Genomic DNA, 15,181 nt, shown 5'->3' with positions numbered 1-15,181 from the left:
ATTCCAGTTATCCGGAGAATGGGCGAACGGTGGTTTTGCGCTTGCGGCGCCCTTTGGCTACGGCGAAATAGCGGAATCCATCCGATCCGTGAGAGGACCAGTCATGGAGCGGCTTGTCTTTCCAGCAGCCGCGCTTGTCGTCCCACTCTTTGCGGTAGTTTTCCAGGCAGGCAATGCCCTGTTCGCACTTGGATTCGTCGAATACGCAGAGAGGTAGGATCTCGCGAGCTTGGTCGATGCCGTCATCGACACCGATCTTCGGCACAACCTCAAAGCGGATGCTGTATTTCTGCCCGTCGATCTCATAGCCCTCGCGGGCCAGCTCGCGGCGGGTCTTGCCGTCGCTACCGAACTCGCGGTTATCGATGTCGTGCGGCCCCCAGTGCTCGGCGTAGGTGTAACCCTTGTCCTTGAGCACCTTCATGTAATGCCGCAGCCCTTCGCCCGAGTTCTCGTAGTAGTCGATGACGTGATATTCCTCACCGACCATCCGAACGAACCAGATAGCCGTGGAGTCGCCGACGCCGATGTCCCAGAAGGTTTCGACAGGCAGATGACTGTTGTTCGGTAGCACGCCGATGCGCTGATGGGCATAGAGCTTGGCGAACTGCTTGGCGTAGTACGCGCCCTCGATCGACTGCTGGAAGGCCTCGGCCGGAATCGACGGGTATTCCCGCTTCATGTCGTCGCCGAGCGACTTTTCCTTAGCTGCGTACCAGGCCGCCTGAGCAGCGCTGATCGCTATCCCATGCTTCGCCCTCAGATCACCGAAATAATCCAGCAGACGCTGCGGGATGGCGGCGAGCGGCTCAATTGCGTACTGGGCGTTCTTCCACCAGGCGAAAAAGAAGAATTTCCAGTCCAGTGGGCCGAGCGCAGCACCTGAAGAGGCCTGCTTCTCTGCCGTCTGGCTGTAGTCGAAGAAGTAACCCGCCCTGCCCTCTGCCGTCGATTCGATGGTGACGAAGCAGTCGGTGGCCACAGCCTCGAAGGCGCCGGTAACGATCTCGCGGGCCTTGTGCGGGAACTTGGCGCAGATCTTCCCGAACTCGGACACGTGCAGATAGCGCAGCGTGCCGCCCCGGAACGACGTGGAAACGTAGAGCGATCCGCCCTTGCTGAACACCAGCTCCCCGGCAGCATCGTTGCTTGCAGGGTTAGCCGCTTTGATCTCGGCCGGCAGATTGTCGTAGGCGTATTTGACCTTCTCCCGAAACAGGCGCTTGGCATCGTTCAGGGTGTGAGCAATCAACGCGCACTTGGCTGACTCGAACAGTGCGGCGTCCAGCTGAATGATGCATTGCTCGGTCGTGAAGCCGAGTTGCCGAGCCTTGAGAATGATGTTCCGGGTATGCAGGCCTTCGAAGTACTCGAGCTGTTCGTCCGTCATCCGGAAGCGGACCTTCTTGCCTGCTTTGTCGGTAATAAAATAGAGATTGTTAAGCCTCCAACGCTTGTCCCGGAGCAGCTTCAAGTGCTCGGGCTTCATGTCAGGCTTCCTTCGATAGATCGTCCATCAGACTTGCAAGGTCGGAAACTGTCTTGTCACCGGTTTCAGTGTCGAGGTTGTAGGCCTGGCGCTCGCCCTTGATGACTTTGAGCTGAGCATCGACGCCGGCGTTCAAGGATCGGGCGAAGTCGCCAGCATTGTCAGCGGTCACGTCCATGCCAGAAAGGACGTTGCTGAGCTTGTCGGCAATGCCGCGCCATTGAGCCAGGCCGGTGCGATGCGCCAGGATGACAGCAGCAGCCTGATCGGATGCTTCGTCGATTATCTGTTCATCGGTTCGCGGCTCGGACTGCGAACCATTGGCGCGAACCTCGGTGCGAACCACCTTCGCTTTCGCTGCGGCGCGAACCTGATCTGTCAGGTCTCTACTCCACCCAAGCTTCTTGGCCTGCTTTCGAATGGCGGTGTCGCTAATGCCGTATTGCTCGGCTATTGCGCGAACTGAAAGCAAGCCCGCCCGGTACAGGCTATGAATTGCCTCCCAGTCGGGTTGCTTGGTTGCCATGCTGAATTCCTTCTACTGCTCGACCTTGATAGTGAGCGTTCTGATCTTTCCGCCAGTGCAGCTATCGCGCTTCATGGCCATCTCTACGGCTTGATAGGCGGTTGCGCCCATATCCATTGCGGTGAGTGCGTGGCTTGAACCGCTGCCAATGGCGTAGGACTTGTCGGCGAGGATGATGCTCTTCCAGACTCCGGTGTCGTCATCATGGCCGATATACCAGACCTGCCCGGCCTCTATAGCCATGGCGCTTGCATTGATGTCCGTTGCCGGCTCACCGAAGTAGGCGCCCGTGAGCTTCGCGTAATCGGAGGTGTGCCCGGAAATCACGAACTGAACACCCTCACGCTCCACGCATTTTTCGTAGTCGTCATAGGAGATCTGCGTGCCGCTGGTGATCCGGGAGTCATAGGCGATCACGCCGTCTTTGTAGGCAATGGTCGTCATTCGATCATCCTCAGCGCCTGCCGCAGCTCTTGAGCGCGCAGGATGGACACAACGAAGCCTTGAGGCAGCCCGGCGTCCTGAGCATCTGCGATCGCTTTGATGATGGCCCTATCCAGGTCTTCCAACGCCTTGCTCACTTCTGCGCTGATAGGCATGGCGTGACGGATGCGTGTGACGTTGGTCATACCTATCTCCAATGTCGCGACACAATTTGATGATTCGCTAAACGTGTCGCGGACTACAGCGCCTTCTTCGCCAAGGCTACAGCCTCATCGAAGAACACAGGCAGCTCATGGCCCAGCGCGCCCAGGATCGTCTTGAGCTTGTCGAAGACCACCTCAGAGATGACGCCAGCAATAGGGCCCGCCTCGGCTTGAATGACTTGCTCTGCGATTGCAGGCAGATCCAGAGCGGCAGGCGCTGGCTGTGCGGCGGCAGTAGCAGCAAACAGATTCGCGTGCAGGCCGTCTGCAGTAGCAGCAAACAGATTCGCGTGCAGGCCGTCTGCAGTCAGCTCAGGCGCAGCCGTTTCAGGCTGGGTCAGTTGGCCGTTGCTGTCGTATTGGTCAGGCATGGTCTTTTCCTCGGTGAAGTGTTTCGCAATCCATGCGAGGAGTGATTTAAAGAGGTTCATTGCACGGGGTCGTCAGGTTTGGCCTGAGACAGAACCCGCACTACGGCAACGCCGATACCCAGCCCCATGTTGATGGCAGCGTAGATCAGCGGGTTTACGGAGCCTTGGAACACGGTCCAGCCAATGGCGCCAGCGTTCAGGACTGATCCGGCCAATGCCAGACGAACAGACCAGAGTTTGTGCCAGCTGCCTGCGCTATCGATCAACTTCATAGCTTGTCTACCTTGCGCTCTGCGAAACGCTTACCAAGTTGACGAACCTGGTCGACGCCGAGGATGCCAACGAATCCAGCAGCGAAGAATGACCAGCCGATGCTGAAGCCGAATTCCTTTACCGTCAGGCCAACGACCATCACCATCAGCGCGCCGAGAGTTGCCTCGATCAGCTTGCGGACGGTGCTCGTCTCTTTGCCTTCGTATTGAACGCGCAGAAAGATCAGCAGGAATGTCAGCGCCATTGCGAGGCCGTTGTCCCTGAGCGCAGCCAGGACTAACGCCCAGAAGGAAGGGTCTTTTTCGGGCATGGGTTTCAATCCAATGTCCTCCCTTCTGGGAGTTGGGAATAAAAGGACCGCCAGAGTGAGCGGTCAAAGCGCAGCGAGGAGCAGCACGGTAAATTGAGGGCCTTATTCGGCCAGCGTGAAGTCGACGTAATAGTCTTTGCCAGGCTCGAGCTTGTCGGCCACGGACTTGACGATCTTGGCCTTGTATTCCGCTACCGGGGTGAACTTTCCGTAAATAGCGTTCTCACCCGGCGGATCGCCTGGGAGTGCGCAGACGGCGCCAAAGCGAACGTCGCACAGAGGGTCATCCCTATCGGAACCGGCGTAGCGTACATGGGTGACTTCGTGGCAGCGGAGCTTGCATCGCATAGTGTTGGACATGATGTTTCCTCGGGGTATGAGCAGGAGGGTCTATCTGTCTTTCGCCTGCGGGAATAAAGAGGTCTGCGTGATAGGCCAGCGGAATGCCAGTGAGAGGGCTTCGCTTAATGGGATAAAAAATAAATCAGAGAAACACAACAAAAGTGTTGTATTACTACAGATGTGTTGTAGACTGGGCTCATCCAAACAACGAGGCGAGGTGATGAAGTTCAGCGAGTTCAGACGATGGTTGAAGGCCCACGGGGTGACCTTCGAAGCAGGCAAAGGAAGCCACTTCAAAGTCACCGCCCCAAACGGCAACAGGACCACCTTCGCGGATCACGGCAGCAAGGAAATGCCAGAACCGACCCGCAAGGCGATCATTAAACAACTGGGGCTCTGAAGAGCCCCTTCACCACATCTGAATGCTGAGCGATCACCTCCAAGGAGTGACCATGTACGACTATGCAATCCGCTTTGAGCAGGACACCGCTCCAGGGCTGGCCGTCTTCTGCCGCGATCTTCCAGAGCTGAACAGCTACGGGGACGACAGAGAGCATGCGATCCGTGAAGCCATGGACGCAATTGAAAGCGCCCTCTCCATCTATGTTGATCAGCGCCGCACCATTCCTCAGGCATCTGCGCCGCAGGACGGTGAGCACGTTGTTCGGCTGCCGGCGGTGACCGTGGCGAAGATTGCGCTGTGGAATGCCATGATGGAACGGGATATGCGCAAGGCCGACTTGTGCCGCTTGCTCGGCGTGCACCAGGCCCAAGGCGATCGTCTGGTCGACTTCCTGCATACATCCAAGATGGAGCAGCTGGAAAGCGCCTTGGCAGCTCTGGGCAAGCGCCTGTCGGTATCTGTCGAGGCAGCCTAAACGCAAAAACCCGGCGCATTGGCCGGGTTTTTTGTCGCTTGCATCACTTAATGCGCAAGATCGACAGGATGGGGATAAATTAAGCCACTCGGCCAATGATGTCAACTGGCTTTATGCGACTTCGGCCTCAATAAGGCCCTCTTGATCCAAAATCATCTGGGCGGCGGATAGAGCCATGTCCACCGATGACTCCAAGGCCTTTGAGATATCCCTGCGCCACCGGCTTTGTGTGCGCACCGGGACAGGATCCTCTGACCAGTTGTCCATCTCGTACCAACCGGCTGGCAGGACATTGGTCGAGCGCTTCCCCTCAACGCCAGGCAGCTTTGGCAACGCCCAGGTAATGACTGCGCAATGACGGAACCGCTCAGGCGCAGGCGAGCGGATAGCCCTTGTGAGCTCGGCAATCGCCGCATGCTTACGGTCGGTATGCGTGGAGAACTTCGCCACCAGAGCGCGCCAGTGAGCCGGCTCCAACCCCTTATGCAGCCGCCCGAACACCCAGCAGTCAGCCAGAAATGCAGCCTCCTTGCCGACGATCTCGCCCTTCTGCTTGGCGCACTGCACCTTGGGCTCGAAGTCACACCCGCCAGCACTGTTGATGGTCTCGGCGGCCAGGGCCCGAACTACTGCGGATACCACGTTGCGATAAGTCATTGCCCCATCCCCCTACGCATCTCAACGAGAATCAAAACTGTCTGAAGCGCCTTACCTGTGCGAACCATGGCCGGCGAGCAGCGGTAGATCGTCCAGCCCAAACGAGCAGCGGCATCGTACTTCTGCAGGTCTTCGTCGAAGCCGGTACCGGTGGTGTGCCGCCCGCCAGTCCATCCGCCGCCCTCTACCTCAATAGCGATCCGATATTGCGGCAGACAGAAATCAAACCTCCAGTCTTTCAGCCCAGCAGCAGCCAGTCGTGCGCGCAAGCCCTTCCCCTCGCCACCCGCACCTTCGGCGCCGAACCGGTGCTCGGCCTTGAACTCGATCCCATGCAGACGCAGGTGCGCCTCCATGTCGATCTCGGCTTGGCTGCGCTTCTTGACCTTCGGCAGCGCAGCAAGCGCGGCGGCGAGTTGCTGCTGGGCGATTGTCATGCGGCACCTTTGATCTGCAGGAGCCCCATGCGGGCCAGTTGGGCGATGGTGTCCAGCGCGGCTTTTCGCAGGATTTCCCGGCGCTCGTCGCGGGTGTACTGGGTTCCGTTATCCAAGCCGGTGTGGCAGGTCTCGCAGATCGCCGCACACAGGCAGTCGTCTGTCTTCTGCGACATCCCTTTGCCCTCATTGATGTGAGCCGCCTGCACGCCGTAAGCGCCGCAGATCACGCAGTTTTCAATCTGGTGCACCGCAGCAAGCCATTTCTTGGAGCGGTATGGGGGCTGGCGCTGGCGGAGATTGCTCATGCTGCTGCCTCCCATTGCTCTGGCATCTGGCCCTTCGGCTCGCTCCAGGCGATGCCCTTCTCGGCACCGAAGACATACATGCACTCGATCACGTCGCCCAGTTCGGCCACGGTCATGCGCTTGGTGCTGACGCCGAGCATGACTACGCCGCCGTTGATGCCTTGGGCCATGCGGATTTCCTGCCGGGCCGCTGCTGTCATCAGCGCCTTCCAGTCCTCGCTATCCAGGTACTGCATCACGCCGTTGACCGGCCATTGCACCTGGCGCGAGATGTCGCCGAGCATTGCCCATAGCTTGGCGTTCTGCTCCAGCGTGCGCCGAGACTTCACCGGGCGGACGATGATCTCGACGGCGCCGGCTGCCGATAGCTCGGTGGCGAACAGGTACGCGATCTTGAACACGTCGCGGATGCGGCTGGAGCCGGCAGACCAGAAGTGGCGCGGCTTGTGAATGACGTTGCTCATGACATCACCGCCTGAGCTATGCCGATCAAGGTGCCACTGATGACCAGCGCGAGAAATGCACTGAGAAACGGGCTGTCGCTCATGAATTCGAAGATGTTCATGCTCTGCGCACTCCCTGCTTCACCAGCGCTTCACGCTCAGCACAACCCACGCACAGCTTCACGCCCGGGATAGCCAGACGACGGCCTTCCGGAATCTCTTCGCCGCACTCGCATTCAGTGGCGCTGATGCCGGTGTAACGCGGGATCTGGGCAAGCGCGTGCTCGCGGGTCTTTTCGATTACGTCGTCGGCGTCGTCGCAGATGTCAGACATTAGGGAGCTCCTTGGCCTGGCCTTCGCCGGCTTGCTTTTGCAGTAGGGCCAAGCGCGCGGCCAGGTCGTTGGCGGCGTTTATCCGCATCAGGACCTTTTCTTCTTCGCTGGCTTTTCTCATGTACTGGAGGGAGGACTTGATGACGCCGATCCGCCCTTTGATCTCAGCGCTTGGCTTGGCGTTGGCTGCCGGGCCGCCGAGCAAACCGGCAACAGCGCGACCGTCTTCGGTGATTGGCTCGTGCGTCAGGTCAGCCAGATACAGCTGGCCACGCTCTTGCGGAATACGCTTGAGCTGCACAGCTTTGGTGATTGCCTCAAGACGGCGATTGGCGTCGAAGCCGATGGACACATGCCAGTTGACTGGCTTCCCATCGTCACGCGCCTGAGTCACAAGGCGTTCGTAGGCATTGATGAATGCCATCCGCGCCCCGACCTTGTCGCCAAGGTCCAGAACTGGCCGAGCGGCGCCAAGGGCAAGTTGGATTTCGTCGGTCATCACCACTGTGTCGAACTCATCGCTCGACGACAGGGCGATTGACCATGCCTCATCCTTGCCTGGGCGGCCGTCGGCAGCCTGAATGCGCTGGAGGACTGCGGCCAAGGTAAGCCTTCCAGTCAATTCCCGGCGGCACGCTTGAAGTGCTGCGCGGATGTCGGCCGGCGGATAGCCTGCAAGATCCTCAGCCATCAGCTCAGCAGCTGAAGCGCTGATAGTTTGACCAAGGGTCTCGGCAGTGGCGCAAAGCGCGCCAGCGAGGCGTGCGACGTCTTCAGAGGAAAGCATTGCGCACCCCGCCTTCTCGGATGTTCCGAGCTGCTTCCTGTGCGGCGCTGATGTTGGCCTGGGTATTCTCCATCTGGCGGGCGGTTACCGAGTTGACTTGGCGTCCGGTTACCCACTGGGTACGAATGCCTTCAGCTCTGGCGACCAACAGCCCGAACTCATGCGAAGCCCTGAGGAAGAACGAGTCGTTGATCGAGACGTAGAAAGCGGCTACTGACGGGGCCTCATCAGCCCCAAGGCGCTGGACAAGTTGAGCGACCTGGCCGTTTACCTTTGCATTGCGTACAGGGTCTACGCCGTATCGATCGTAGTAAGCATTCGAGTAAGCCGACCAGGTAGCAGCGTTGGCAATCTGCGCATCAGTCTTGTGCTTCTCGGCTTTCGGCTTCAGGACCTTGATGTTCGAAGGCGTCGCCGGAGCTTCAGCGACTGGCAAGGGTTGTTCTTCAGGGATCAGTGAATCAGGAATCAGAAGATCAAGAGAGAGGGAATCAGGAATCAAAGAATCAGCCGGAGCGCTACGGATAAAATCAGTAGCGCTTCCGATAAAATCCGAAGTGATACAACCTTCTGATACTGAAGGGATAACAGACTCTGGTTCATTCTTGTGCGGGTTCTGATGTTTTACGAAATTATCGATCTCGATATAGCGCTTACCCTCAACCGAGTAGCGGGCAATGAAGCCTTCAGATGAAAGCCAGCCCAACATTCCTTCCATATCCAGGTTGTCGCGGTAAGGAAAGATCTCGCCCTTGATGCGGAGTGGGCGATCCTCAAGGCGGCCGGACCGATCAGCCAAAAGCCACAAGCCCTCAAAAAGAAGGGTCAGCATCGGGTCGGCAACGCCGAGGACTTCATTCTTGAATAATGCAGGTTTGATATTACGGGCACGGGCCATTTCAGAGCCCTCCGCTGACTACGGTTAAGGAAGGCTTCTGAAGCTGGAAAATTATGTCTCCGTCCAGATACTCGGTGTAGATGTCCACGTTACAGCGGAGCCATTCATACGCATCAACAGGCTTGCATCTGAAGAACTCTCGGTTATCGCTTACCCGCTGAAAATCTAGATGACTGTGGAGGGCGCGCTCAACCATGAGGGCGTTGTCCACTTCAACGTAGAACAAGATGCTGAAAGGGGCTGGAGCTGATGTAGAGCCAGACAGTTCATTGCATCGCTGCGTAGGGGATCGATCAGTCTTGCCGATCTTGAATATCCCAGGCATGCAATGATTTTCGAGGCAGTAAATAAACCCGACGTTCATGACGCTAACTCCGGGCTGATTTCATTGCGCGACACGAATTCAGAATCTTCAAAACGTGTCGCGAGTTCGTGGGTATTGCCTGTATCTGTTGACTTGTGCATAATCGACCTCGTCAAGTTTTAGCAATCAGCCGGGCCGCAATCCCGGCTTTTTTGTGTCTGTTGATTGGTGAATCCCTTATCAGGGACCACTTCTATCCGGTCCCTAATAAGGGGCTGTATTGGTCACCCCACGGGACCAAAAGGGATTACGTTCTCGCCAGATGCCTGGCTTGCTCGGCGAAGCGAGAGATAGCGCCCGGTCATCCGCAAAATCTGCTCAGACAGTTGATCGGTGCTGATGCCAACCTCTGCGGCCCATTGCTCAAGCTCTTCGAAATCACTCTTTCTGAACCGGGCGACTTCCATTTCGTTGCACGGCCCTACTTCCGCTGCTACAGGCATTGATCCTCCTAAATGACCTAATCAGGCTCTGAGTTTTTCTACGTTGATCAGCGGCAGAAATCCGTGCTCTTTCTTGAATTCCAGGGCTGCCAAAATGATTTCGCGAGCCAGCACGCTGTGCTGGAACTTCAACTCGTGGGCGCTTTCCTTCAGTTCAAGAAAAACCTCGTCATCCAGACGTACCTTGACCTGGTGCTCATGTCGGTGTGCTTTGTCGTCGTAGGCCATCTGGAAGCCCCTGTATGTCCGCACTCAACTAGCCCTTTTTGAGGGACTTTTTATGGTCTGCGAGGTACAGCACTGTGGGTGGTTGCCTCATTCGCTCCATCTGGAGCTGAATGGCCAGTGACTGCCCTGCCCTTAGGTATTCCTGCGCTGTCTGTTCAAGGCTCCATCCGAGTTCGTCGCTGAGCTTTCGAACCTCTTCTTTCGCCCCGTCCTCCAACGCATCGAAAATTGATTCGAGCATTGGCCCTCCAAAGGGCCTCTAGGCCGACTTATTCTGTTCATCCAAAGCATTCAGCTCGCGAATCAGTTCGGCAGCGCCAAGGCGGCGAGCCATCAAGGACAGGTCATGGATATAAGTCGCCAGCTGCATCCCGGCACGCTTCGCCTCCATACGCAGATAGCGCAGGTCTTCTGCCTTGTAGCGGAGCTTGCAAACTTCACTGCGCTTGTGGGCTGGGTTGTCATAGGCCATGAAGGGGCTTCCTTACGTTGTTGAAATTTGGTTAGGCGGCGGTTCTAGAGGAGTTTTGGCGAGCACAAAGCTCCCGAGCGGTAACTTTTCCGCCGGTGAGCTCTTCCGCCTTGAACGCCTTTTCGGCGCCCATGAAGTGAATCCCGGTTACCCAGTAAGAAACTGCTGCCTGAGAAACACCGAGAGCCAACGCTGTTTTGGTCTGCCCGCCGAAGTGATCGACGAGCTTTTCGATAGGGGTCATATGAGAGCCCTCCTGATAAGCCTGCTTATATCGTATGTAGAAGGAGGCTTATTTGCAAGCGGATAAGGCAACTTATAAATTCAATTTCATGACGACACTCGCCGAACGCATCAAACTCGCCCGCAAGCATGCTGACCTAACCCAAAAGACCCTCGCTTCTAAAGTGGGGGTTGAGCAGCCCGTGATTTCTCAGCTGGAAACCGGGAAGAACCTGCAAAGCGCACACCTTTCAAAGATCGCGCACATTTGCGGAGTCAGAGCGATCTGGCTTTCGGATGAAATCGGCCCCATGACCGTGGTTGGCGTCCCTGAAGGTATGCCTATTGAGTCGAACGCCGAATACCTTGGCCCTATTGACGTATGGGACGACGACACACCCTTGGACGATGACGAGGTATATGTGCCGTTCCTTAAAGAGGTAGAGCTATCTGCGGGGAGTGGTCGAACAGCAGTTCACCAGTCTCACAAACAGAAGCTTCGATTCGGCAAGATGACGTTGAGACGCCAAAATGTGCAGCCGAATGAGGCAGTGTGCGTAACGGTCAGCGGAAATAGCATGGAGCCGGTCCTGCCACATGGGAGCACCGTCGGTGTAGACCAGGGCTGTACTGCCATCACAGATGGGAAGATGTACGCCATCAATCATGGCGGCCAGCTGCGGGTGAAAACGCTTTACCGCATGCCAGGTGGCGGGATTCGGATGCGCAGCTACAACCGCGAAGAACACCCGGACGAGGAATACAGTGCAGATGAGATGGTCGCCAAGGAGATCATCGTACTTGGCAAGGTTTTCTGGTACTCGGTACTGCTGTAGTGATCTGGCGCGGCGGGGATTTGTAGTGGCTGGTTCGGCGACGAAAGGCACGATTTGGCTATTGACTCGATAGAAAAACAGAACTGCGCAGTGGCGATTATTGTCATACACTCAAAAGGCGACACAATTTCTGATTAGCGGAAACGTGTCGCGAGGATTTAATTTGACTTCTATGGCGACCAAACCATAATCGCCATCCAGAGTTATCCACAGGATTGTGGAAGCTTGTAGTTCGTTCGTTCAGAGGATCTGCGCTATGTCTAACAACCCATTTGTTCTTCGTTGCTATGCAGAGAAGAAGGACGGTTTGTGGATTGCTGCCTGCCCGCAATTCACCCTTGCTACCCAGGGCGAAAGCTTCGAAGAGGCCAAGGGTAAGCTAGAAGACCAGATCAAGTCGTACGTGGTCGAGGCCCTTACCATTGATAAGGAGCATGCTGCAGAGCTTCTTAGTCGCCAAGCACCGTTGCTGATGAGGGCGCAGTATTACCTAAAAGCATTTATGTGGTCGCTTGCCAAGCCTCGTAGCAGAAAACAAAAAGTAAGATTTTTCAAAGAGCCGACACTCCAGTACGTTTGCTAAGGATTATGCATGGGCTCAGGGAGGCACAGGCCGTTAACCTATCGAGAGGTCACAGCGGTACTGAAGAAGCTTGGATTTAGCTTCAGGAACCAGGAAGGCAGCCATGAGCAGTGGGTTAATAACACCACACCCTTCCGAAAGGTAACGGTAGACAAGCCAAAGCAACCCTTTCATGGCGACCTGGTTCAGTACATGTGTCTTCAGGCTGGCGTAACCAAAAAGAAGTTTTACTCGCTTGTAGATTAGCCCGGCCCAGCTCCGGGCTTTTTGCATCTGCCATACGGCCTGCTTGCGCTAACTATTATCGCGATAACCTTTAACGCAGGCCCAGCGCCGAGCTTTTTCCTTTCTACCCCCTCCTCTTTTACCTACCCACTAAAGGTTTACGCCGTTAATCCTCAGGGTCGGAGCGCCTGACCACCCACCCCCACTCTGAATCGATGAGACCGCCATTGAGCGGTTTTTTTGTGCCTTTGAAAAAATATATAAGTCTGCTTATTGACGGCAAGGATAAGCACGCTTATATTCACCTCAACGCCAACCCAGTCCCCAAAAAGGTTCTGGTGGCGAAGGGCCTCAAAAGACCCGCCGCTCTTTAACAGTCAGCGCAATACACAACAGACCGCATTGCCTCTACCGGCGACCGGCGATCCGACAGCCCCGAAAGGCTGCCCACGACAGGGATAACCCTGTACGGCGGACGATGGTGAAACGCCAGAACCGAGAGAACGACCCGGGCATGCAATGCGCCCCGCGAATCCCAGCGGATGAAGGGAGACTCAACTGAACAGAATTAGCGCTCCGAGCTTCGGCTATGAGGAGCGCCGGACCTCATGCGGTGTGCCTACTTACCCAGGCGCCAAGGGCTGTACGCCGCATGTTGTAGATGCCCGATGACCACGCAGCAACGCTGATCGAGCCGCGTGAACAGGGAAGCCCTGATGCCAACCAAAATGCCTAGCCGAGCCTTCAATCAGTAGAGGGTCGACGGTCACCGCTGACGCAACAAACCCGGCCTGTCGCCAGTAGCGAGGCCGGGGCCCAAAGATTTACTGATGCCGCTTCGATGAGGCGGCATTGGAAATCAACCGGAGCACGAACATGCGAATCAACGTGTACAGCCAAGAGCTGACGACCGAAGTGATCCACGTAGAGAAGAAATCGAACACCGGGCTCGTCTATCACGCGGCACAGCTGATCCTGCACAGCAGCGAACGCCTGCATCACCCACCACAGGACGATGACCGCAGCGCCGTTACCTTCTGGCTGCCAAAGTCTGAGCATCGCCGCGAGGAAATGGCCAGGGCGTTTGAGCAGGTCGCAAGGGTCTTCCGCGAAGCGCCGCCTGATACCGGTCTCGACTGAACAACCAGCGCCACGTCAGCCTGACGTTAACTGCCCGAGCACCTGGTACTCCATCTTCCCAGGCTGCATCGGAGCGTGATCTGAATCCTGCCGCCAAGCAGCAAGCTTCCATGCAGCGAAGCCCGAGCAATGAACAGGGCTGATGCAGAGATTGGCACCTGCCAGATCACACTCCGATGCAGAACAACACCCCGACAAGGAAACCAACATGACAGCGCAACTGATAATCCTGACTCACGGCGACACAATGATCCAAAGCTATGACGCAAATCTGGTTCATCAGGTGTTTATGGGGCTTACAGAGAAGCCAGTCGCGCCGTCATTGACAGGCTTCACCCCGGCGCTCGGCGAGTACTGGCCCGGCCAGGGTGGCATCTACGGCGGCAAGATGCAGGCCCGCGACGGCCAACCTGAATACCACCTGATCTTCGCTGCCAAAGATATCGGCGAGCATGTTTGGGGCGGTCGCGGCACAGAGTCGGGCGCCACCAGTAAGTGGGACGGCGTGAGGAACACCGAACAGCTTCTGTCCGAGGGTGATCGCCCGGCAGCCGCCGCAGCTGCTAAATACTCTGCTGATGGTCACCACGATTTCTATCTGCCGGCCGCCGCCGAACTGTACGAGGCCTGGCTGAATATTCCTGAGCTATTCGGCGACAGGGCGCACTGGTCTTCAACGCAGCGCTCCGCCAACTACGCATTCACCATGGTCTTCGATGGTGGCCTTCAGGACGGCATCGACAAGATCCTCGAGCTCCGCGTCCGCCCCGTCCGCAGATTGTTCATTTGATCATTCATTAATTGCTCTTCTTTGCAGGCGAATCGCGGGGCGGCGCAAGGTCGCGCGGCCAGACCTGATACTTCCGAGGATGTGCTCGGCGCCAGAAAGACTTCACCCAACTCAACTCGGAGGATACGGCCATGGAATAAACACCTTACCCAAACTGTTCCTCATGAACACGGCGGGCGAATCACATCGGGATAAGCCTCGGTTCGCCGGGGCTTTTTATTGTCGAAACCAGTCGCATGCCCTTCCCCGCGCCCAACGGTAGATATCGGGATGACAAGGGCAGCCGAGTGTTTTCAGCAACCAAACAGTTGGAGGCAATCATGAAAACCAGCACCCCGCGCAACCGTGAAGCCGACGCGCTTCTCCTGCGTACATGCTTTTCGAATGCAGAGCTTTACGGCCTGGCGTGCGTGTTCGTGCCAGCGGTTAAACGTCGGAGGGTTCGGCCATGCAATACGAAGTGACCATCGAGGATTACGTCCTCGAGTGCAACGTCACCCATTGCGTATCGGTGAAAGGCGATCCGACCTCCTGGGCGAGCCCGGACGATTTCTACGGCTACAACGAAATGGAGTTCGAGATTGTCTCGGGCTTCACCTACGACGAAAGCGACCAGCCAGTTGATATTGGCAAGAACGGCTGCGCGGCCATCGCCGAGCGGCTCGCTGAAGAGATCGAGGAGTTGCTGTGGGAGTGCGTGGCGGCGGCGCGGGATGACGACTACAAGGATCGCGATTACGGCGACTGGGAGGCGGCATGAATCAGCAGCAGCGCGACCACCAAACCGCCGCAACCTGGATCGAGGGCGAGATCGACAACATGATCCGCGACCTCGGCAAGACAAACGCCAGTTCGGCGGCCACCTCGGTCATCACCCTGGCCTTCCTGCTCCGCGCAATCAGCGAAGACGAACAGCGGCACTATCGGGCGCGCATCGATCAGATCTACACATCCTACAACGCCTCGATCAAACAGGGAGTTGCAGCATGACCATCATCGCCAGAAACGCCAAAGCAATGACCGAAGCCCTGCAACGACAGGGCTTTTTTCTGGTCGCCGATCTCCCTAAGCGCATCAACATTCAAACCCGGCGCGGCATGCTGGTTGCGAGGGTCTCATGAAGCGCCTCGGCACCAGGGTCTACACCTTCGTTCCCGGCCCGTACGTAGGAGATGAGC

31 protein-coding genes are annotated in these 15,181 nt (G+C 57.0%); 10 read left to right on the top strand and 21 right to left on the bottom strand.

Annotation, left to right across the window (positions count from 1 at the left end):
- Positions 1 to 7: 7 nt before the first annotated feature.
- From AC07O1_RS19045 to AC07O1_RS19010, 8 genes are all read right to left on the bottom strand, one after another.
- Entirely contained in the window at positions 8 to 1,489 is a 1,482-nt protein-coding gene (locus tag AC07O1_RS19045) for a terminase (protein WP_495089744.1), read from the bottom strand.
- Between the two features lies 1 nt (position 1,490).
- Positions 1,491 to 2,015, bottom strand: coding sequence for a hypothetical protein (locus tag AC07O1_RS19040; RefSeq protein ID WP_495089743.1), 525 nt, complete (start codon positions 2,013 to 2,015; stop codon positions 1,491 to 1,493).
- A 12-nt stretch (positions 2,016 to 2,027) separates the two neighbouring features.
- Positions 2,028 to 2,459, bottom strand: coding sequence for an Ntn hydrolase family protein (locus AC07O1_RS19035; protein WP_495089742.1), 432 nt, complete (start codon positions 2,457 to 2,459; stop codon positions 2,028 to 2,030).
- Positions 2,456 to 2,644 carry a hypothetical protein gene (locus tag AC07O1_RS19030; protein ID WP_495089741.1) on the bottom strand — a complete coding sequence of 63 codons (189 nt, stop codon included), beginning with the start codon at positions 2,642 to 2,644 and terminating at the stop codon, positions 2,456 to 2,458. The genes AC07O1_RS19035 and AC07O1_RS19030 overlap by 4 nt, the downstream gene beginning before the upstream one ends.
- A 53-nt stretch (positions 2,645 to 2,697) precedes the next feature.
- Positions 2,698 to 3,033: a hypothetical protein gene (locus AC07O1_RS19025; protein ID WP_495089740.1), complete on the bottom strand. Its 336-nt coding sequence runs from the start codon at positions 3,031 to 3,033 to the stop codon at positions 2,698 to 2,700.
- Positions 3,034 to 3,089: 56 nt separating this feature from the next.
- The gene (locus tag AC07O1_RS19020) at positions 3,090 to 3,305 is read right to left on the bottom strand and encodes a DUF7940 domain-containing protein (RefSeq protein WP_495089739.1); all 216 of its coding nucleotides are present in this window, start codon (positions 3,303 to 3,305) and stop codon (positions 3,090 to 3,092) included.
- A complete protein-coding gene (locus AC07O1_RS19015) occupies positions 3,302 to 3,616 on the bottom strand; it encodes a phage holin, lambda family (protein WP_495012703.1) in 315 nt (104 codons plus the stop codon). The genes AC07O1_RS19020 and AC07O1_RS19015 overlap by 4 nt, the downstream gene beginning before the upstream one ends.
- Positions 3,617 to 3,718: 102 nt before the next feature.
- Positions 3,719 to 3,976 carry a hypothetical protein gene (locus AC07O1_RS19010; RefSeq protein ID WP_495012702.1) on the bottom strand — a complete coding sequence of 86 codons (258 nt, stop codon included), beginning with the start codon at positions 3,974 to 3,976 and terminating at the stop codon, positions 3,719 to 3,721.
- Between the two features lie 202 nt (positions 3,977 to 4,178).
- Between AC07O1_RS19010 and AC07O1_RS19005 the strand changes: the two genes are divergently transcribed.
- Both AC07O1_RS19005 and AC07O1_RS19000 read left to right on the top strand, forming a co-directional pair.
- Positions 4,179 to 4,358, top strand: a complete 180-nt coding sequence (locus tag AC07O1_RS19005; protein WP_495089738.1) for a type II toxin-antitoxin system HicA family toxin — start codon at positions 4,179 to 4,181, stop codon at positions 4,356 to 4,358.
- 52 nt (positions 4,359 to 4,410) lie between these two features.
- Complete coding sequence (locus AC07O1_RS19000) at positions 4,411 to 4,836, top strand: type II toxin-antitoxin system HicB family antitoxin (RefSeq protein ID WP_495089737.1); 426 nt, start codon at positions 4,411 to 4,413, stop codon at positions 4,834 to 4,836.
- A 111-nt stretch (positions 4,837 to 4,947) separates the two neighbouring features.
- On the opposite strand, the gene AC07O1_RS18995 is transcribed toward AC07O1_RS19000, so the two are convergent.
- The 13 genes from AC07O1_RS18995 to AC07O1_RS18935 all read right to left on the bottom strand — a co-directional run bounded on the left by AC07O1_RS18995 (position 4,948) and on the right by AC07O1_RS18935 (position 10,451).
- The gene (locus AC07O1_RS18995) at positions 4,948 to 5,493 is read right to left on the bottom strand and encodes a hypothetical protein (protein WP_495089736.1); all 546 of its coding nucleotides are present in this window, start codon (positions 5,491 to 5,493) and stop codon (positions 4,948 to 4,950) included.
- Entirely contained in the window at positions 5,490 to 5,930 is a 441-nt protein-coding gene (locus AC07O1_RS18990) for a hypothetical protein (RefSeq protein WP_495089735.1), read from the bottom strand. Before AC07O1_RS18990 ends, AC07O1_RS18995 begins: the two co-directional genes overlap by 4 nt.
- On the bottom strand, positions 5,927 to 6,238 hold the full coding sequence (locus AC07O1_RS18985; RefSeq protein ID WP_495089734.1) for a hypothetical protein: 312 nt from the start codon (positions 6,236 to 6,238) through the stop codon (positions 5,927 to 5,929). Before AC07O1_RS18985 ends, AC07O1_RS18990 begins: the two co-directional genes overlap by 4 nt.
- The gene (locus AC07O1_RS18980) at positions 6,235 to 6,702 is read right to left on the bottom strand and encodes a recombination protein NinB (RefSeq protein ID WP_495089733.1); all 468 of its coding nucleotides are present in this window, start codon (positions 6,700 to 6,702) and stop codon (positions 6,235 to 6,237) included. Before AC07O1_RS18980 ends, AC07O1_RS18985 begins: the two co-directional genes overlap by 4 nt.
- 97 nt (positions 6,703 to 6,799) lie before the next feature.
- Positions 6,800 to 7,015: a TraR/DksA C4-type zinc finger protein gene (locus tag AC07O1_RS18975; RefSeq protein ID WP_495089732.1), complete on the bottom strand. Its 216-nt coding sequence runs from the start codon at positions 7,013 to 7,015 to the stop codon at positions 6,800 to 6,802.
- The gene (locus AC07O1_RS18970; protein WP_495089731.1) at positions 7,008 to 7,802 is read right to left on the bottom strand and encodes a hypothetical protein; all 795 of its coding nucleotides are present in this window, start codon (positions 7,800 to 7,802) and stop codon (positions 7,008 to 7,010) included. Before AC07O1_RS18970 ends, AC07O1_RS18975 begins: the two co-directional genes overlap by 8 nt.
- Complete coding sequence (locus tag AC07O1_RS18965) at positions 7,789 to 8,700, bottom strand: hypothetical protein (RefSeq protein WP_495089730.1); 912 nt, start codon at positions 8,698 to 8,700, stop codon at positions 7,789 to 7,791. Before AC07O1_RS18965 ends, AC07O1_RS18970 begins: the two co-directional genes overlap by 14 nt.
- Before the next feature lies 1 nt (position 8,701).
- Positions 8,702 to 9,064 (bottom strand): GIY-YIG nuclease family protein, encoded by a 363-nt coding sequence (locus tag AC07O1_RS18960; protein WP_495089729.1) that lies wholly within the window; start codon positions 9,062 to 9,064, stop codon positions 8,702 to 8,704.
- 224 nt (positions 9,065 to 9,288) lie between these two features.
- Entirely contained in the window at positions 9,289 to 9,507 is a 219-nt protein-coding gene (locus AC07O1_RS18955; protein WP_495089728.1) for a hypothetical protein, read from the bottom strand.
- Positions 9,508 to 9,528: 21 nt separating this feature from the next.
- Positions 9,529 to 9,735, bottom strand: a complete 207-nt coding sequence (locus tag AC07O1_RS18950) for a hypothetical protein (RefSeq protein ID WP_495089727.1) — start codon at positions 9,733 to 9,735, stop codon at positions 9,529 to 9,531.
- A gap of 28 nt (positions 9,736 to 9,763) precedes the next feature.
- Entirely contained in the window at positions 9,764 to 9,976 is a 213-nt protein-coding gene (locus AC07O1_RS18945) for a hypothetical protein (protein WP_495089726.1), read from the bottom strand.
- Positions 9,977 to 9,994: 18 nt separating this feature from the next.
- A complete protein-coding gene (locus AC07O1_RS18940) occupies positions 9,995 to 10,207 on the bottom strand; it encodes a hypothetical protein (protein ID WP_495089725.1) in 213 nt (70 codons plus the stop codon).
- Positions 10,208 to 10,238: 31 nt separating this feature from the next.
- Complete coding sequence (locus AC07O1_RS18935) at positions 10,239 to 10,451, bottom strand: transcriptional regulator (protein WP_495089724.1); 213 nt, start codon at positions 10,449 to 10,451, stop codon at positions 10,239 to 10,241.
- 88 nt (positions 10,452 to 10,539) lie between these two features.
- Here AC07O1_RS18935 and AC07O1_RS18930 point away from each other — a divergent pair, with 88 nt between their 5' ends.
- The 8 genes from AC07O1_RS18930 to AC07O1_RS18895 all read left to right on the top strand — a co-directional run bounded on the left by AC07O1_RS18930 (position 10,540) and on the right by AC07O1_RS18895 (position 15,124).
- Positions 10,540 to 11,265: an XRE family transcriptional regulator gene (locus AC07O1_RS18930; RefSeq protein WP_495089777.1), complete on the top strand. Its 726-nt coding sequence runs from the start codon at positions 10,540 to 10,542 to the stop codon at positions 11,263 to 11,265.
- 256 nt (positions 11,266 to 11,521) lie between these two features.
- Positions 11,522 to 11,848, top strand: a complete 327-nt coding sequence (locus AC07O1_RS18925; RefSeq protein WP_495089723.1) for a hypothetical protein — start codon at positions 11,522 to 11,524, stop codon at positions 11,846 to 11,848.
- 9 nt (positions 11,849 to 11,857) lie between these two features.
- Positions 11,858 to 12,094 carry a type II toxin-antitoxin system HicA family toxin gene (locus AC07O1_RS18920; protein ID WP_495089722.1) on the top strand — a complete coding sequence of 79 codons (237 nt, stop codon included), beginning with the start codon at positions 11,858 to 11,860 and terminating at the stop codon, positions 12,092 to 12,094.
- A gap of 855 nt (positions 12,095 to 12,949) precedes the next feature.
- Positions 12,950 to 13,213, top strand: a complete 264-nt coding sequence (locus AC07O1_RS18915; protein ID WP_495089721.1) for a hypothetical protein — start codon at positions 12,950 to 12,952, stop codon at positions 13,211 to 13,213.
- Positions 13,214 to 13,421: 208 nt separating this feature from the next.
- Positions 13,422 to 14,003 carry an Lcl C-terminal domain-containing protein gene (locus AC07O1_RS18910; RefSeq protein ID WP_495089720.1) on the top strand — a complete coding sequence of 194 codons (582 nt, stop codon included), beginning with the start codon at positions 13,422 to 13,424 and terminating at the stop codon, positions 14,001 to 14,003.
- A 448-nt stretch (positions 14,004 to 14,451) separates the two neighbouring features.
- Positions 14,452 to 14,763 (top strand): hypothetical protein, encoded by a 312-nt coding sequence (locus AC07O1_RS18905; protein ID WP_495089719.1) that lies wholly within the window; start codon positions 14,452 to 14,454, stop codon positions 14,761 to 14,763.
- Entirely contained in the window at positions 14,760 to 14,993 is a 234-nt protein-coding gene (locus AC07O1_RS18900; protein WP_495089718.1) for a hypothetical protein, read from the top strand. Before AC07O1_RS18905 ends, AC07O1_RS18900 begins: the two co-directional genes overlap by 4 nt.
- Positions 14,990 to 15,124: a hypothetical protein gene (locus AC07O1_RS18895; RefSeq protein WP_495012680.1), complete on the top strand. Its 135-nt coding sequence runs from the start codon at positions 14,990 to 14,992 to the stop codon at positions 15,122 to 15,124. Before AC07O1_RS18900 ends, AC07O1_RS18895 begins: the two co-directional genes overlap by 4 nt.
- Positions 15,125 to 15,181: the final 57 nt, after the last annotated feature.

The organism is Pseudomonas sp. GW821-FHT07G10, from assembly GCF_059418545.1.
The sequence above is the reverse complement of the archived record's forward strand: the minus strand, read 5'-3'. Positions and strand labels throughout refer to the sequence as shown.